The following is a 16331-nucleotide window of genomic DNA, read 5'->3' as shown; positions in this document are numbered from 1 at the left end:
GGCGTATGGCAAAGGAGTTTTCGGGTCTCGACGAGTCGCTGCGAGAATTCATCGAAAGCCAGGCCATGTTCTTCGTCGCCACCGCCCCGTCCGAGGGCGGCCGAATCAACCTCTCCCCCAAGGGGTATCGCGACACCTTCGCGGTGCTCGACGAGCACACCGTGGCGTACCTCGACCTGTTCGGCAGCGGCGTGGAAACGATCGCGCACCTGCGCGACAACGGTCGAATCACCCTGATGTTCTGCTCGTTCACCCGAAACTCGCGGATCCTGCGGCTGTTCGGCACCGGCCGCACGGTCCGCCCGGACAACGCCGAATTCCCCAGTCTGCTAGCCCATTTCGGCGACCAGCATGCCGGCATCCGGGGGGCCATCGTCATCGACGTCGAGCGGATCGCCGACGCCTGCGGATACGCGGTGCCGTACTACGACCTCGTCGACGAACGGCCGGTGCTCGACACCTATCACGCCAAAGCGAACGCCGAGACATACGTGCGCGCCGTCGACCGCAATCTGCACAGCATCGACGGGCTGCCCGCGCTGGACGCCGACCACCCGCTGCCGGACTAGATGGCGCGCTTGAGGTCGTCGACCTTGTCCAGCTGCTCCCACGGCAGCTCGATGTCGGTACGGCCGAAGTGCCCGTACGCGGCGGTCTGCGCGTAAATCGGGCGCAGCAGGTCCAGGTCACGAACGATCGCACCGGGCCGCAGGTCGAACACCTCGGGCACGATCTTCTCGATCTTGACCGGGTCGACGGTCGCGGTGCCGAACGTCTCAATGAACAGCCCCACCGGGGCGGCCTTGCCGATGGCGTAGGCCACCTGCACCTCGACCCGCTCGGCAAGCCCGGCCGCGACGATGTTTTTCGCCACCCAGCGCATCGCGTACGCCGCCGACCGGTCCACCTTGGATGGATCCTTGCCGGAGAAGGCGCCGCCGCCGTGCCGGGCCCAGCCGCCGTAGGTGTCGACGATGATCTTGCGACCGGTCAAGCCCGCGTCGCCCATCGGACCGCCCAGGACGAACTTGCCGGTCGGGTTCACCAGCACCCGGGTCGACGACGAGTCCAGGGTGTCGTGAGCCAGCTCGTCCAGCACGGTCTGCAGCACGTGCCGGCGGATGTCGGGGTCCAGCGTCTTCTCCAGGTCGATGCCGTCGGCGTGCTGCGTCGAGACCACCACGGTGTCCAGCCGCACCGGGACGTCGTCCTCGTAGGCGATGGTGACCTGCGTCTTGCCGTCCGGACGCAGGTAGTCCAGCGTCCCGTTCTTGCGCACCTCGGTGAGCTTGCGCGACAGCCGGTGGGCCAGCGCGATGGGCAGCGGCATCCGCTCCGGGGTGTCGTTGATCGCGTAGCCGAACATCAGGCCCTGGTCGCCGGCGCCCTGGGAGTCCAGCGGGTCCGCGGCGCCCTCGACGCGCGCCTCGTGGGCGGTGTCGACGCCCTGGGCGATGTCGGGCGACTGCGCGCCGATGCCGATGTTCACACCGCAGGTGAGACCGTCGAAGCCCTTGTCCGAGGAGTCGTAGCCGATGTCGAGGATGCGCTCGCGCACCGTGTTGGTGATCTCGGCGAACGCCTCCTTGGCGGTTGTCGTGACCTCGCCGACCACGTGCACCTGTCCGGTGGTCACCAGCGTCTCGACCGCGACACGTGAGCGGGGATCCTCCGCCAGAAGCGCGTCTAGGACCGAGTCGCTGATCGCGTCGCAGATCTTGTCGGGATGCCCCTCGGTCACCGACTCACTGGTAAACAGCCGACCCTTTTCGCTCACTGCGTCATCCTTCCGTACTGACTAATGTTAGTTAGGCAAATTATCTTAGGCGCCTTCAACTCAACCGGCTCCGGCGGCCGATTGCAACCTGGCGCTATCCGCTGTCGCTGTCCAAGAACGTGACGATCGCATCGACGATGCGACTCGCCATCAGCGTCTTCGATCCGTGCGGGAGCGCCGCCTCGGCTCCGTCGGAGGCCAGCAGCCAGCCGTCGTTGCTGTCCACCTCGAATGCCCTGCCGTCGCCAACGGCGTTGACCACCAGCAGATCACATCCCTTGCGTCGCAACTTCGCTCGGGCGTGGAACAGCACATCGCCTTCTGTGTCGCCGGTCTCGGCGGCAAAACCTACGATAGCCCGCATCTTGGGCAGCTCCCCGTGCGATCGCGCGCGCACCGCGCCGGCCAGCACGTCATCGTTGCGCACCAACTCGATGGTCGGCGGCCGGTCTTGATCATTCGGGCCCTTTTTGATCTTCGCGGCGGCAACCTGGGCGGGCCGGAAGTCGGCTACCGCGGCGGCCATCACCAGAACATCGGCATCGGGCGCGTGCTTGGAGACCGCATCGCTGAGTTGTTGAGCCGAACTGATGTGCACGACTTCGACGCCGGCCGGATCGATGAGCCCGACCGTATGGCCCGCGATCAGCGTGACCTCGGCCCCGCGCTGGGCGGCGACCCGCGCCACCGCGTAGCCCTGCTTGCCGGAGCTGCGGTTGCCGATGAAGCGGACCGGATCGATCGGCTCGCGGGTTCCACCGGCGGTCACCAGCAGCTTGCGGCCGGCCAGGTCGTAGGGCAACGCGTCCGAGCGCTCCAGCAGCAGGTGGGCCAGGGTGGTGATCTCTTCGGCCTCAGGGAGCCGTCCCTTGCCGCTGTCCGTGCCGGTGAGCCGTCCGAATGCCGGTTCCAGCACCACAGCGTCCCGACGGCGCAAAGTCGCCACATTGTCGACGGTGGCGGGGTGTAACCACATCTCGGTGTGCATCGCGGGCGCGAACAGCACCGGACATCGCGACGTGAGCAGTGTCGCGGTCAGTAGATCGTCGGCCCGGCCATGCACCGCGCGGGCCAACAGGTCGGCCGTGGCCGGCGCCACCACCACCAGGTCGGCCTGCTGGCCGAGCCGGACGTGCGGCACCTCGGGAACGTCGGAGAACACGCCGGTGTGCACCGGCTGACCGGAGAGCGCTTCGAACGTGGCGGCCCCGACAAAGCGCAATGCGGATTCGGTGGGGATGACGCGGACCTCGTGGCCCGCCTCAGCAAGCTGCCGGACGACGGTGCACGCCTTGTACGCGGCGATACCCCCGGAGACACCGACGACGATCCGCTTGCGATCCACCTACGCCGGCCCTTCTTCGTTGAAGCGGCTCTGCACGCCCGGCCCCGTCCTGTTACTCGCCCTCGGTGTGCTCGAGCAGGTCGCCGTGGATTTCACGCATCGCGATCGAGAGCGGCTTTTCCTGCAGCCCCGGCTCGACCAGCGGACCAACGTACTCGAGGATGCCCTCGCCGAGCTGGTTGTAGTAATCGTTGATTTGCCGAGCTCGCTTGGCGGCGTAGATGACCAGCGCGTACTTGCTCGAGACGCGGTCCAGCAACTCGTCGATGGGCGGGTTGGTGATGCCCAGTGGGGTGTCGTAGGCACGCTGGCCGCCCGCCGAGGGATCGAATTGATCCACGGCGGTCAGCGACGCGTCAGACTGCGGAATGCTCACTTAAGACTTTCTCCTGGCGCTTAGAGCGGTTGAAAACGGTTAGAGACTTCGATTCAAATCGCGTCTGACGAGTCGGCTCATGCCGCGCCAGGCGCGTTTCCCACCAGCAAGGATACCAATTCGGCGCACGCAGACTCCAATTGACTGTTGACCACGATCTGGTCGAAGTCTTCTTGGGCTGCCAATTCCACCCGTGCGGTTTCCAGGCGGCGCGCCATGGCCTCCGGCGTTTCGGTGCCACGCCCGACCAGTCTGGCCTGCAAGTCCGCCCAGCTGGGCGGGGCCAGAAACACCGTGATGGCCTCCGGCATCGCCTTCTTGATCGCCCTGGCTCCGGCCAGGTCCACCTCGATGAGCACCGGAGATCCCGAGCCGGTCGCGGACCGCACCGGCTCCGCCAAGGTTCCCGATCGCTGCAGCCCACCGTGGATCTCGGCCCACTCCAGCAGGGCGCCCTCGTCGATGAGTTGCTGGAAGCGGGCGGGACTGACGAAGTGGTAGTCGACGCCGTCGACCTCGCCCGGCCGCGGCGCCCGCGTCGTGGCCGAGACACTGAAATGCAGGTTCGGCACCTGCTCTCGCAGACACCGGACCACTGTTGACTTTCCGACCGCTGAGGGACCGGACAGCACTATGACGCGTCCCTTGCCTGACGGCTCAGGACGTGTGCGGTGCCCGATGTCCGGTCCCTCGTCGACGCTCATCGGCGCCCCATGGTCGGTGCGCCCACAGGCCATGCGGCCTGCATCGTCGCAGGTCGGGTTAGGCGGTGCCGAACTTTTCCAGCAGGGCCTTGCGCTGGCGGTCGCCAAGACCACGCAGGCGACGAGTCGGAGCGATCTCCAGCTCGGTCATGATTTCCTGCGCCTTGACCTTGCCCACCTTTGGCAATGCCTCAAGCAGGGCAGACACCTTCATCTTGCCCAGGACTTCATCGCTCTCGGCATCCTTGAGCACCTGGGTCAGGTTGGTGCCACCGCGCTTGAGACGGTCTTTCAGCTCTGCTCGTGCACGACGTGCGGCAGCCGCCTTCTCCAACGCGGCCGCGCGCTGCTCGTCGGTCAACTGGGGAAGGGCCACGATTCCTCCGTATCTAGATCAATCTCGTGTCTCTGCTGGGTGCTTGGCCCAGCGGAGACGACCGTACTCACGCTTCCTGACGAAATCTAACCCGACCCCCTGGTTAACGGGTTAAATCCGCTGCTTGTACGGCGGCTACGGATGCTGTCAGCGGCCTGCTGGGCATCGCTGGCAGCGACCGGATCCGATGCCCGGGCGCTGGCCACATTCCCGCAGGACCGAGCCAGATCAGGCCTTCTAGCTGCGGTTTTAGCACTGGGCGGCGCGATGCCGGATACGGCAACGGGGCCCTTGCGGAGGGCGCTGACTGATAGCCGCAGGGCCCGTGCCGGGTATCACGATTTGCCATGGCGTGTCGCGCGTGTCGCGGCGCTGACAAACAGCAGGTCGTCGGGTGGAACCCGATCGGAAAAGATTCCGGCGGTGTTAACCGGGCTCCCGATCGGCCTGCTATTGCACACCGAGATAGGCGACGGCGTCCAGCATTCGTTCGCCCGCCGCCCGCAGATCCGGCACGTTCGGCCCGGCCCGCAGCACCTCGCGCGCCACCGCCGGCAGCAGCTGGCCCGGCACGGCCCCCCCGAGGCCGCCGAGCGCCTCAGGGCGGCCGCCCTGGACCCCGACCCCGGGAACCAGCACCGGTCCGCCCAGCGCGCTCACATCGGGCGCCTCGAAGACCGTCGCACCCAGCACCACACCGACGTAGCCGGGTCCGGACGGGGTGGCGGACCGGTTGACCACCGCCGCCTGGTCAACGACCAGCTGAGCCACGGTGCGGCTGTCGAAGGTGGCGCGCTGCACGGTGTCACCCTCCGGGTTGGAGGTTGCCGCCAGCACGAAGACTCCCCGGTCGTGCGCCGCGGCGGTTTCCAGCAGCGGTCGCAGGGAGCCGAAGCCCAGATAGGGCGACGCGGTCACGGCGTCGGCAGCCAGCGGCGAATCGCCGGCCCAGGCCGCCGCGTACGCCGCCATCGTCGACCCGATGTCCCCACGCTTGGCGTCGGCCAGCACCAGCACCCCGACCGAGCGCAGCGCGACGATCGTGCGTTCCAGTACCGCAAAGCCGGCCGAGCCGTAGGACTCGAAGAACGCCACCTGGGGCTTGACGACGGCGAAACCGGAAAACGCATCCACACAGATGTCGCAGAACTGGGCCAGGCCATCGACGGTGGTCGGCAGATCCCAGGCCTCCAGCAGATCCGGGTGGGGGTCGATGCCCAGGCACAGCGGCCCTCGACTCGACTTCGCCTCGGCCAGCCGGACGCCGAACCCGGTCATCGGGAGTCCTTTTGTGTCGCGCCCCCACGCCCGATCGCACAGTGCAGCTCCTGCAGCGACCGCACCCCGATGTCACCTCGGATGCCGGCCTCGATGCCCTGGACAGCTGCCGATGCGCCCTGCACGGTCGTCACGCAGGGGATGTTCACCGACACTGCGGCGGAACGGATTTCGTAGCCGTCGATACGCGGGCCGGAGTTGCCGTAGGGCGTGTTGATCACCATGTCGACGTCACCCGCCTTGATCGCCTCGACCGCCGATACCTCGGGGCGCCCGGGCCCCGGGGGTTCGAAGTGCTTGCGCACCTCGTCACACGGAATCCCGTTGCGGCGCAGCATCTCCGCGGTACCTTCGGTGGCCAGCACGCGGAAACCCAGGTCGGCCAGCCGCTTGACGGGGAACACCAGCGATCGCTTGTCGCGGTTGGCGACCGACACGAACACGGTGCCGTCGGCCGGCAACGAACCGTAGGCGGCGGTCTGGCTCTTGGCGAAGGCGCTGCCGAAGTCGCGGTCGATGCCCATCACCTCGCCGGTCGATTTCATCTCCGGGCCGAGCAGAGAATCGATGGCCGCTCCGTCGGCGCGACGGAACCGGTGGAAAGGCAACACCGCCTCCTTCACCGCGATCGGGGCGTGCTGGGCCGCATTGGCCCCGTCCCCGGCCGCCACCAGCATTCCCTCTTCGCGAAGTTGGGAAATGGTGGTGCCCAGCATGATCCGCGCACACGCCTTGGCGAGCGGGATCGCGGTGGCCTTGGAGACGAACGGCACGGTACGGCTGGCCCGCGGGTTGGCCTCGAGGACGTAGAGCACGTCGTCTTTGAGGGCGTACTGAACGTTGAGCAGACCCACCACACCGATGCCGTGCGCGATGGCCTCGGTCGCCCGGCGCACCTTCTCCACGTCGCTGCGGCCCAGCGTCACCGGGGGCAGCGCACAGGCCGAGTCGCCGGAGTGGATGCCGGCCTCCTCGATGTGCTCCATGATGCCGCCGATGTAGACCTCGGCGCCGTCACACAAGGCGTCGACGTCGATTTCGACGGCGTCTTCCAGGAAGCGGTCGACGAGCACCGGGTGCTCGGGGGACAGCTGGGTGGCGCGGGTGATGTAGCTCTTCAGCGTCTCCTCGTCATAGACGATCTCCATGCCGCGCCCGCCCAGCACATACGAAGGCCGCACCAGTACCGGATAACCGATCTCATCGGCGATCCGGCGAGCTTGTGCGAAAGTTGTTGCGGTGCCGTACTTCGGCGCCGGCAGACCCGCCGCACCGAGCAGGTCGCCGAAGGCGCCGCGGTCCTCGGCCAGGTCGATGGCCTCGGGCGGGGTGCCGACGATCGGAACCCCGGCGTCGGCGAGCCGCTGGGCCAGTCCGAGCGGGGTCTGGCCGCCGAGTTGCACGATGACACCGACCACCCCGGGGCCACCGCTGGCCGACTCCGCTTCGGCGCGGAACACCTCGACGACGTCCTCGAAGGTAAGCGGTTCGAAGTACAGCCGGTCGGCGGTGTCGTAGTCGGTGGACACCGTCTCGGGGTTGCAGTTGACCATCACCGTTTCGAAACCGGCCTGGGTCAACGTGGTTGCCGCGTGCACGCAGCTGTAGTCGAATTCGATACCCTGCCCGATCCGGTTCGGCCCGGACCCCAGAATCAGCACCTTGGGCTTCTCGATCTGCGGTGCGACCTCGGTCTCGGCAGCAGGGTCAAGTTCGTAGCTGCTGTAGTGATAGGGCGTCTTGGCCTCGAATTCGGCCGCGCAGGTATCCACCGTCTTGTACACCGGGTGGATGCCGAGGCGCTCGCGCAACGAACGGACCCCGTCTTCGCCGGCCAATTCGGGTCGTAGCGCGGCGATCTGGCGGTCGGAAAGTCCGCTGTGCTTCCCGCGCCGCAACAGGTCGGAGTCGAGCACCGGGGCTGCGGTCAGCTCGGCGCGCAGCGCCACCAGTTCGCCGATCTGCGCGACGAACCAGGGGTCCACCCCGCTGGCCTGGCCGACGCGCTCCACCGGAGCGCCCAGCCGCAACGCCAGCTCGATGTCATAGAGCCGACCTTCGGTCGGGGTCTCTAGCCGGGTCAGCACCTCCTCGACGTCACCGTCGGGGTCGGGTCCCGTCCAGAAGCCGGCCCGGTCGGTCTCCAGCGACCGCATCACCTTGCCGAGCGCCTCGACGAAGTTGCGGCCCAGCGACATTGCCTCGCCGACCGATTTCATCGTGGTGGTCAGGGTCGGGTCGGCTCCGGGAAACTTCTCGAACGCGAACCGCGGCGCCTTGACCACGACGTAGTCCAAGGTGGGCTCGAAGCAGGCCGGGGTCTCCTTGGTGATGTCGTTGACGATTTCGTCGAGCGTGTAGCCGATGGCCAGCTTGGCGGCGATCTTGGCGATCGGGAAGCCGGTGGCCTTGGAAGCCAGTGCGCTGGAACGGGATACCCGGGGATTCATCTCGATGACGACCAACCGGCCGTCGGTCGGGTTGATCGCGAACTGGATGTTGCAGCCGCCGGTGTCGACGCCGACCTCGCGCAGGATGGCGATGCCCAGATCGCGCATCCGCTGGTATTCCCGGTCGGTCAGCGTCATGGCCGGCGCGACCGTTACCGAGTCACCGGTGTGCACGCCCATCGGGTCGACGTTCTCGATCGAGCACACCACCACGACGTTGTCATTGCCGTCGCGCATCAGCTCGAGCTCGAATTCCTTCCAGCCGTAGATCGATTCCTCGATCAGCACGTTGGCGCTAGGGCTGGCGGCCAGCCCGGCGCCGGCCATCCGGTCGACCTCCTCGACGGAGCGTGCCATGCCTGAACCCAGCCCGCCCATTGTGAAGCTGGGCCGCACGACCACCGGCAGGCCGAGTTCGGAGACCGTCTCCCGTACCTCTTCCATCGTGAAACACACTCGGCTGCGCGCGGATTCACCGCCGACCTTGGCGACGATATCTTTGAACCGCTGCCGGTCCTCACCGCGCTGGATGGCGTCGAAGTCGGCACCGATGAGTTCGACGTCGTAGCGTTGCAACGCGCCGTTCTCGTATAGCGCGACCGCGGTGTTGAGCGCGGTCTGCCCGCCCAGCGTCGCCAGCAGCGCGTCGATCTTGTTGCCGCGCTCGGCCTGTTGGGCGATCACCCGCTCGACGAAAGCCGGGGTGATCGGCTCGACGTAGGTGTGGTCGGCGTACTCGGGGTCGGTCATGATGGTGGCCGGGTTGGAGTTGACCAGGCTGACTTGCAGGCCCTCGGCACGCAGCACCCGGCACGCCTGGGTGCCGGAGTAGTCGAATTCGCAGGCTTGACCGATGACGATCGGCCCGGAGCCGATCACCAGGACGTGACGCAGGTCGGCGCGACGCGGCACTAGCGTGTCCCTTCCCTGTTGTGAGCGGCCATCAGATCGGCGAATTCGTCGAACAGGTACTCCGCATCGTGCGGGCCGGCGGCGGCCTCTGGATGGTATTGCACCGAAAATGCCCGGCCATCAAGCAGTTTGACACCTTCTACGACGCCGTCGTTGGCGCAGGTGTGGCTGACGATCGCTTGGCCGAACGGCGTGTCGAACCGCTGGCCGGCCTCACCTTCCAGCGCGAACCCGTGGTTCTGCGCGGTCACCGCCACCCGTCCGGTGGCGTGGTCGATGACCGGGATGTTGATTCCGCGATGGCCGAAGACCATCTTGTAGGTGGACAAGCCCAGCGCGCGGCCCAGGATCTGATTGCCGAAACAAATGCCGAACAACGGGATTCCGGCGCCCAGCACCTCTCGGGTGAGCGCGACGATGTGGTCCGCGGTGGTGGGATCGCCGGGCCCATTGGACAGGAACACCCCGTCCGGCTTGACGTCGGCGATCTGCTCAAAGGTGGTCGACGCGGGCAACACGTGGCTGCGGATTCCCCGCCGGGCGAAGTTGCGCGGCGTGTTGGTCTTAATCCCCAGGTCCAGGGCGGCGACCGTGAATCGCTGTGGCCCTTCGGCTGCTACAACGTAGCCGTCCGGGGTGCTAACCTCGCCGGCGAGATCGGCACCGAGCATCGACTGCTGGTCACGCACCCGGTCCAGCAACTCGTCCGGTTCAGCCAGCGCAGCACCGGAGAACACGCCCGCCTTCATCGACCCACGGCTGCGCAGATGGCGCACCACCGCGCGGGTGTCGATACCGGCGATCCCGACGATGTGCTGGCGGATCAGTTCGTCCTGAAGGGTCGAAGTGGCACGCCAGTTCGAGGCGCGCGGCGACGAGTCGCGGATCGCGTAGCCGGCGACCCAGATCTTGTCGCCCCGGCTTTCGGCGTCCTCGCCGTTCCAGCCGGTGTTGCCGATCTGCGGCGCGGTGGCCACCACGATCTGGCGGTGATAGCTGGGGTCGGTCAGCGTCTCCTGATAGCCGGACATGCCCGTGGAAAAGACGGCCTCGCCAAGGGTTTGACCGATGTTGCCGAACGGCGTCCCAGTGAAGATGCGGCCATCTTCAAGTACCAGCTGGGCTTTGGTCGTCACGCAGCCTCCTGTAGCCAACCGTCGTATTCATCGCGATTACCCGCCCGGAACCCAGTGTCAATTTCGATGCCCGACGGCAGCCGCCACCGAATGGCCAACACCCCATTGCGGGCCGCGACCTTTCCGGCCATCACGCGTTCGGTGCGTATATCGGAAATCGCACTCTGTGGAATCCAAATCGGTTTGGCGCGTACGCGTTCCAGCAGGATCCCCTCGGGATAGCGGCTCAGCACAGCCTTGCTGCGATACCCGAGATCACCGGCCGTGACCCGTTCGTTGGATTCCGGGGCCAGCGTCGACCCGACATAGATGCCGCGCAGCGTGGTGGTCGCCGTTCCCACCGCGTCGGGCACCTCGGGCAGGTTGCCGATCAGCTCCTCCTGGCGCAGCGCGCGCCGGCGCCAGCCCAGCATCATCAGCTGGATGACTACCGCGATCACCACCACCAGCACGGCCGCGAAGATCAGCGACCCCACCAGCGTCGAGGAATTCATGCCGGGCTCTTCCCATCGCGAGCGGTGATCTTTCCGCGCAGCAATGTGGCCGTCACGGTGGCGGGCAAGGTCATCGACTCGTAAGGAGTATTGGCCGATCGGCTGGCCAGGTCGCCACCGGTGACCGTCCAGGTCGCATTCGGGTCCACCACGGTCAGGTTGGCCGGCTCCCCCACCTCCAGCGGCCGGCCGTGATCGGGCAATCCGACTATGCGCGCCGGGTTTTCGCTCATCACCCGGGCGACATCGCGCCAGGTCAACAGTCCGGGTTCCACCATCGTGGCCACCACCACCGACAGCGCCGTCTGCAGCCCCAGCATGCCGGGCCGGGCTGCTGAGAACTCGCAGCATTTCTCATGCTCGGCGTGCGGGGCGTGGTCGGTGGCCACGCAGTCGATTACCCCGTCGGCCAATGCTTGGCGCAATGCGATCGCGTCGGTGGCTTCACGCAGCGGCGGGTTGACCCTGTTCACCCCGTCGTAGCTGGCCAGCCTGGCGTCGTCGAGCAGAAGGTGATGCGGCGTCACCTCGGCGGTTATTGAAATACCTTGACCCTTAGCCCATTTCAGAAGCTCGACGGTTCCCGCAGTGGAGGCGTGGCAAACGTGGACGCGGGCGCCGGCGTCGCGGGCCAGCAGCGCATCCCGCGCGACGATCGACTCCTCGGCGGCTCGGGGCCATCCGGCGAGGCCGAGCCGGGCCGCCGTGGGCCCCTCGTGCGCCACCGCACCGACGGTCAGCCTCGGCTCCTCGGCGTGCTGAGCGATCAGCACGCCCAACCCGGTGGCGTATTCCAGGGCGCGGCGCATGATCAGGGGGTCGTGCACGCAGACGCCGTCGTCGGAGAACATCCGTACCTGCGCGGCGCCGGCGGCCATCATGCCCATCTCGGTGAGCTCGGTTCCGGCCAGGCCGACGGTGACCGCGCCGACGGGGTGTACGTCCACCAGGCCGACCTGCTGGCCGCGGTGCCAGACGTGATCGGTGACCACCGGGCTGTCCGCCACCGGTTTGGTGTTCGCCATCGCGAACACCGCCGTGAATCCACCCAAAGCGGCAGCGGCCGAACCGGTCTCGATGTCCTCGGCGTATTCGCGGCCGGGCTCACGCAGATGGGTGTGCAGGTCGACGAACCCGGGCAGCAGCACATGGTCCGTGGCGTCGATGACGTCTGCGAATTCCGGGATGCCCAACCCCGCACCGATTTCGGCGATCTGGCCGTCATCGACCCGAACGTCGACCCGGTCACCTTCGCCGTACAACCGGACTCCGCGAAGCAACACAGTCACGCGGCCCCCTCACTTCCGGCCGATTCGGTTCCGACCAGTACATGGAACAGCACGGCCATCCGCACGTGCACACCGTTAGAAACCTGTTGCAGCACCGCGGATTGCGATGAATCGGCCACTGAAGACGCGATCTCCATGCCGCGCACCATCGGCCCGGGGTGCAGCACCACGGCATGACCCGGCAACAGCGCCTGGCGCCGGTCGGAAAGTCCGTAGCGCACCGAGTATTCGCGCACCGACGGGAAGAACCCGCCGTTCATCCGTTCGGCCTGCACCCGCAGCATCAGCACGGCGTCGGCGGCCGGCAATTCGGCATCGAAGTCATAGGAGACGGTGGCCGGCCAGCCGTCGACCCCGACCGGCAACAGCGTGGGCGGCGCCACCAGCACCACCTCGGCACCCAACGTTGCCAGCAGCATCACGTTGGAGCGCGCGACCCGGCTGTGCAGGATGTCTCCGACGATCACGATGCGCCGGCCCTCGATGCCGCCGAGGCGCTGGCGGATGGTCAGCGCATCCAGCAACGCCTGCGTCGGGTGTTCATGGGTGCCGTCGCCGGCATTGATTACCGAGGGGCCGCCTTCTGAACCGTCGGCCGGAGCGGTCCAGTCGGCCAGCAGATGTGCGGCACCGGAAGCCGGGTGCCGGATGATCAGCGCGTCAGCGCCGGCCGCGTGCAGCGTCAGCGCGGTGTCGCGCAACGACTCCCCCTTGCTCACCGATGATCCGGACGAGCTGACGTTGATCACGTCGGCGCTCATCCACTTCCCGGCCACTTCGAACGACACCCGGGTGCGCGTCGAGTTCTCGTAGAACATCGTGACCACGGTGCGCCCGCGCAGGGTGGGGAGTTTCTTGACCTCGCGCCCGACCAGAGCCTGCGCGAAACGGTCGGCGTCGTCGAGGATGGCGGTGGCGTCGTCACGAGTCAGGTCCCCGGCGGTCAGCAGGTGTCTGGTCATGAGGCTCTCTTCATTCGGAGTCCCTCCCGATGACGACGCCGTCGTGATCGTCGTGCTCGTGCAGCTGCACATGCACGCTCTCGGTGCGCGAGGTGGGCACATTCTTACCCACGTAGTCGGCGCGCACCGGCAGCTCGCGGTGGCCGCGGTCGACCAGCACCGCCAGCTGCACGGCTCGCGGCCTGCCCACGTCGCGCAGCGCGTCCAGGGCGGAGCGCACCGAGCGACCGGAATACAGCACGTCGTCGACGAGAATCACCAGTGCGTCGTCGATGCCACCGGCCGGAATCGAAGTGACCTCCAGCGGCCGGGGCGGCTTGGTCATCAAATCGTCACGGTACAAAGTGATGTCGAGGGCACCATGGCCGACATCGACACCGCAGAATTCACCGATATTGGCAGCCAGGCGTGCGGCCAGAATCACCCCGCGGGTCGGGATTCCCAACAGCACTACGCGTGGCGCGTCAGGACTATCGAGCGCGGTCTTTTCGATGATCTGGTGCGCGATACGCGAAATCGTTCGGCCGACGTCGGCCGCCGACATCAATTCGCGGCCGGTTGCGGAATCACCCGCGGCACTCATGCGAAACCTTGACCTCCTTCTCCGCCTCTCGGGACGGATCGTTAAAGGATGTCGACTGTCGGGCAGCGTAGCATTCCGCGGCTCGTACGACGATGGCGGACGCGCCTGGGCCTATTCCGCGGCCGCCGCGGACGCCGGCACCACACCCGCCACGAATGCCGCTTCGGCGTCTACGCTGGCGGAAATGACGGACACCAACCCCTCCGGCTTTCCGTCCGGATTGCAGCGCATGGACTTCGACGCTTTGTACCGCGGCGAGAGCCCCGGCCAGGGCATCCCGCCGATGACCACACCGCCATGGGATACCAAGGCGCCCAAGGAGAACGTCATCAGCTGGCACACAGGCGGCCGGGTGCACGGCAATGTCCTGGACATCGGCTGCGGCCTCGGCGACAACGCGGTGTATTTGGCCAAGAACGGCTACACCGTGACCGGGTTGGACATCTCCCCGACCGCGCTGATCACCGCCAAGCGGCGGGCCGAGGACGCCGGAGTCGACATCACGTTCGCGGTAACCGACTCCACCACGCTCGAGGGCTACACCGACGTGTTCGACACCATCGTGGACAGCGGGATGTTCCACTGCCTCGACGACGACGGCAAGCGCAGCTACGCGGCCGCCGCGCATCGCGCTACCAAGCCCGGCGCCACGCTGTTGATCAGTTGCTTCTCCGACGCCAACCCACCCGATCCACAGCGGCCACGGCCCGCGGTGTCGGAGCAGACACTGAGCGACGTCCTCGGCGGCGCCGGGTGGGATATCGACGCGCTGGAACCCGTCACGGTCCGACGCGAGGTCGACGGCAGCGAAATCGAAATGGCCTTCTGGTACGTGCGCGCCGGGCGGCGCTAACTCACCGCGGGCATGGCCACGAGTTCCCGGCTAATCTGACTCGCGTGACTGACGCTCACCCGTCCCGTCCACTGATCGGGTTCATTACCGGCGATAACGCGCCGCGGATCACCCCGGCACCGGTTAGCCGGGAGTGGATGTCAAAACAGTCGGAAGCGGACAAAGGTTGGCCCAGTCGGTGTTTACCGATGCTCATCGCCAATCAGAGCGGCTGGGAGCTGCGTAATCCGTACGCGTTCACCGCCACCTGGATTGCTCAAAACGACGGCATGGATGTGCTGATCGAACCCGACGAGTACGGAGCTAATCAATTACTGCCCCTTAGCCATTTCGGCAACGGCATCCTGACCTGGCGTCTGCCGATCTTGTTCCGCACTCCGGCGGGGTACAACCTGTTGGCCCGCGGACCGGCGAACTATCCAAAGGACGGCGTGTGCCCGTTAGAGGGCATAGTCGAAACCGACTGGGCAAGTGCGAGTTTCAGCATGAGCTGGAAACTCACCCGCAAAATGCTGCCGGTGCGATTCGAGGTCGGCGAGCCGATCTGCATGATCGTCCCGCAGCGCCGAGCCGAGCTGGAAGAGTTCGCCCCGGAACTCAGGCGCATCGAGTCCGACGAAGACCTGCAGCGCAAGCATCGGTTGTTTCTCACCGAACGTGACACGGCACAGCACGCCGAGCAGCTGGCCAGGGTCGCCGCGGGAGACCGAGTCCAGTGGCAAGGCGACTACACCCGCGGCAAACACCGGGACGGCGAGGCCGGGGCACCGGATCACCAGACTCGCCGTAAGCTCCGCCCCTTTGCTCAGTCAGAACACGACAAGTCGCGATAAGCGCTTACGTGCGGGCGACCCGACGTCCCCTGATGGCCATGGCACAGAGGACGTTTGGCCGGACCGACGCAACGCCGACGCCTCAACAACAGCTGACGCCGGTCGTTGTCACACCGTGAGCAGGTCTAATGTCCCGCACTGGCGGGTTCTTAGTTTCCACAACTAACCTGGCCGGTGTGAGCGATACGCCCCGCCAGCCGGCCTACCCGCTAATCGAGTTCATCACGCGCGATAACGCGCCGCAGATTGCGCCGGCATCGACCGGCCGGGCTTGGATGCGGGAGATGGCGCAGCGGCAGACGGGCTGGCCCAATCGATGTCTGCCGATGCTCATCGCCAACCAGAGCGGCTGGGAGCTGCGCAATCCGTGCGCGTTCACCGCCACCTGGATGGGTCAGGAGAACGGCGCGGACGTGGTGATCGCACCCCATCAGCGCGACACCGGCCAGCTACTGCCCGCCAGCCATTTCGGAAACGGCATCTTGACCTGGCATCTGCCGATTCTGTTCCGCACACCGCCGGGCTATAACCTGTTGGTCCGCGGGCCGGCAAACTATCCGAAGGACGCCGTATGCGCGTTAGAAGGGATAGTTGAAACCGACTGGACCAGCGCAAGTTTCAGCATGAACTGGAAATTCACCCGCAAAATGATGCCGGTGCGATTCGAGGTCGGCGAACCGATCTGCGTGATTGTCCCGCAGCGCCGAGCCGAGCTCGAACAGTTCGCCCCAGAACTCAGGCCTATCGAGTCTGACGAAGAGCTACGGCGCCAGTATGAATTCTTTCTTGGCTCCCGCAGCGCGGCAAAGCAAGCCGAGCAGACAACCAGGATGGCCGCGGGAGAACAAGTGCAGTGGCAGGGCGACTACCTGCGGGGCAAACACACCGACGGCAACGCCGGGACATCCAATCACCAGACTCGCCGTCACCTCCGTTCCTTTGTCAGCCACAAGATGTGAAGCG

General features: G+C 66.6%; 16 protein-coding genes. 4 read left to right on the top strand and 12 right to left on the bottom strand.

From position 1 onward, the window contains the following. Window positions 1-5: 5 nt before the first annotated feature. Complete coding sequence (locus tag DB708_RS13665) at window positions 6-569, top strand: pyridoxamine 5'-phosphate oxidase family protein (protein ID WP_108922616.1); 564 nt, start codon at window positions 6-8, stop codon at window positions 567-569. Here DB708_RS13665 and metK read toward each other — a convergent pair. From metK to pyrR, 12 genes are all read right to left on the bottom strand, one after another. Then, window positions 566-1777, bottom strand: a complete 1212-nt coding sequence (gene metK / locus DB708_RS13660) for a methionine adenosyltransferase (protein ID WP_108922614.1) — start codon at window positions 1775-1777, stop codon at window positions 566-568. The genes DB708_RS13665 and metK overlap by 4 nt on opposite strands. Before the next feature lie 94 nt (window positions 1778-1871). Then, entirely contained in the window at window positions 1872-3122 is a 1251-nt protein-coding gene (gene coaBC, locus DB708_RS13655) for a bifunctional phosphopantothenoylcysteine decarboxylase/phosphopantothenate--cysteine ligase CoaBC (protein ID WP_108922612.1), read from the bottom strand. Window positions 3123-3174: 52 nt separating this feature from the next. Then, window positions 3175-3498 (bottom strand): DNA-directed RNA polymerase subunit omega, encoded by a 324-nt coding sequence (rpoZ, locus tag DB708_RS13650; RefSeq protein WP_108922611.1) that lies wholly within the window; start codon window positions 3496-3498, stop codon window positions 3175-3177. 77 nt (window positions 3499-3575) lie between these two features. Next, window positions 3576-4202: a guanylate kinase gene (gmk, locus tag DB708_RS13645; protein WP_108924187.1), complete on the bottom strand. Its 627-nt coding sequence runs from the start codon at window positions 4200-4202 to the stop codon at window positions 3576-3578. A gap of 58 nt (window positions 4203-4260) precedes the next feature. Next, window positions 4261-4578: an integration host factor, actinobacterial type gene (mihF, locus tag DB708_RS13640; RefSeq protein WP_077090846.1), complete on the bottom strand. Its 318-nt coding sequence runs from the start codon at window positions 4576-4578 to the stop codon at window positions 4261-4263. A 450-nt stretch (window positions 4579-5028) separates the two neighbouring features. Beyond that, the gene (pyrF, locus tag DB708_RS13635; protein WP_108922609.1) at window positions 5029-5856 is read right to left on the bottom strand and encodes an orotidine-5'-phosphate decarboxylase; all 828 of its coding nucleotides are present in this window, start codon (window positions 5854-5856) and stop codon (window positions 5029-5031) included. Then, window positions 5853-9218 carry a carbamoyl-phosphate synthase large subunit gene (gene carB / locus DB708_RS13630; RefSeq protein ID WP_108922607.1) on the bottom strand — a complete coding sequence of 1122 codons (3366 nt, stop codon included), beginning with the start codon at window positions 9216-9218 and terminating at the stop codon, window positions 5853-5855. Before carB ends, pyrF begins: the two co-directional genes overlap by 4 nt. Further along, window positions 9218-10354: a glutamine-hydrolyzing carbamoyl-phosphate synthase small subunit gene (gene carA, locus DB708_RS13625; protein ID WP_108922605.1), complete on the bottom strand. Its 1137-nt coding sequence runs from the start codon at window positions 10352-10354 to the stop codon at window positions 9218-9220. Before carA ends, carB begins: the two co-directional genes overlap by 1 nt. After that, entirely contained in the window at window positions 10351-10848 is a 498-nt protein-coding gene (locus DB708_RS13620) for a PH-like domain-containing protein (protein ID WP_108922604.1), read from the bottom strand. Before DB708_RS13620 ends, carA begins: the two co-directional genes overlap by 4 nt. Next, a complete protein-coding gene (locus DB708_RS13615; protein ID WP_108922602.1) occupies window positions 10845-12137 on the bottom strand; it encodes a dihydroorotase in 1293 nt (430 codons plus the stop codon). Before DB708_RS13615 ends, DB708_RS13620 begins: the two co-directional genes overlap by 4 nt. Beyond that, complete coding sequence (locus tag DB708_RS13610; protein WP_108922600.1) at window positions 12134-13099, bottom strand: aspartate carbamoyltransferase catalytic subunit; 966 nt, start codon at window positions 13097-13099, stop codon at window positions 12134-12136. The genes DB708_RS13615 and DB708_RS13610 overlap by 4 nt, the downstream gene beginning before the upstream one ends. A 10-nt stretch (window positions 13100-13109) precedes the next feature. After that, complete coding sequence (gene pyrR / locus DB708_RS13605) at window positions 13110-13682, bottom strand: bifunctional pyr operon transcriptional regulator/uracil phosphoribosyltransferase PyrR (protein ID WP_108922598.1); 573 nt, start codon at window positions 13680-13682, stop codon at window positions 13110-13112. Between the two features lie 220 nt (window positions 13683-13902). Here pyrR and DB708_RS13600 point away from each other — a divergent pair, with 220 nt between their 5' ends. The 3 genes from DB708_RS13600 (at window position 13903) to DB708_RS13590 (ending at window position 16327) form a co-directional block, all read left to right on the top strand. After that, window positions 13903-14535 carry a class I SAM-dependent methyltransferase gene (locus DB708_RS13600; protein ID WP_108924185.1) on the top strand — a complete coding sequence of 211 codons (633 nt, stop codon included), beginning with the start codon at window positions 13903-13905 and terminating at the stop codon, window positions 14533-14535. 44 nt (window positions 14536-14579) lie between these two features. Then, complete coding sequence (locus DB708_RS13595; RefSeq protein ID WP_235616761.1) at window positions 14580-15368, top strand: DUF6065 family protein; 789 nt, start codon at window positions 14580-14582, stop codon at window positions 15366-15368. Window positions 15369-15544: 176 nt separating this feature from the next. Further along, a complete protein-coding gene (locus DB708_RS13590; RefSeq protein WP_108922596.1) occupies window positions 15545-16327 on the top strand; it encodes a DUF6065 family protein in 783 nt (260 codons plus the stop codon). Window positions 16328-16331 lie beyond the last annotated feature (4 nt).

Origin of the sequence: Mycobacterium montefiorense, from assembly GCF_003112775.1 — a bacterium.
Taxonomy (GTDB): domain Bacteria; phylum Actinomycetota; class Actinomycetes; order Mycobacteriales; family Mycobacteriaceae; genus Mycobacterium; species Mycobacterium montefiorense.
This window is presented reverse-complemented; position numbering and strand designations above follow the sequence as displayed.

Coding starts and splice junctions, on each gene's coding strand:
- DB708_RS13665 (WP_108922616.1), top strand. CDS start 6: ATGGCAAAGGAGTTTTCGGGTCTCGACGAGTCGCTGCGAGAATTCATC.
- gmk (WP_108924187.1), bottom strand. CDS start 4,202: ATGAGCGTCGACGAGGGACCGGACATCGGGCACCGCACACGTCCTGAG.
- pyrF (WP_108922609.1), bottom strand. CDS start 5,856: ATGACCGGGTTCGGCGTCCGGCTGGCCGAGGCGAAGTCGAGTCGAGGG.
- DB708_RS13620 (WP_108922604.1), bottom strand. CDS start 10,848: ATGAATTCCTCGACGCTGGTGGGGTCGCTGATCTTCGCGGCCGTGCTG.
- DB708_RS13610 (WP_108922600.1), bottom strand. CDS start 13,099: ATGACCAGACACCTGCTGACCGCCGGGGACCTGACTCGTGACGACGCC.
- pyrR (WP_108922598.1), bottom strand. CDS start 13,682: ATGAGTGCCGCGGGTGATTCCGCAACCGGCCGCGAATTGATGTCGGCG.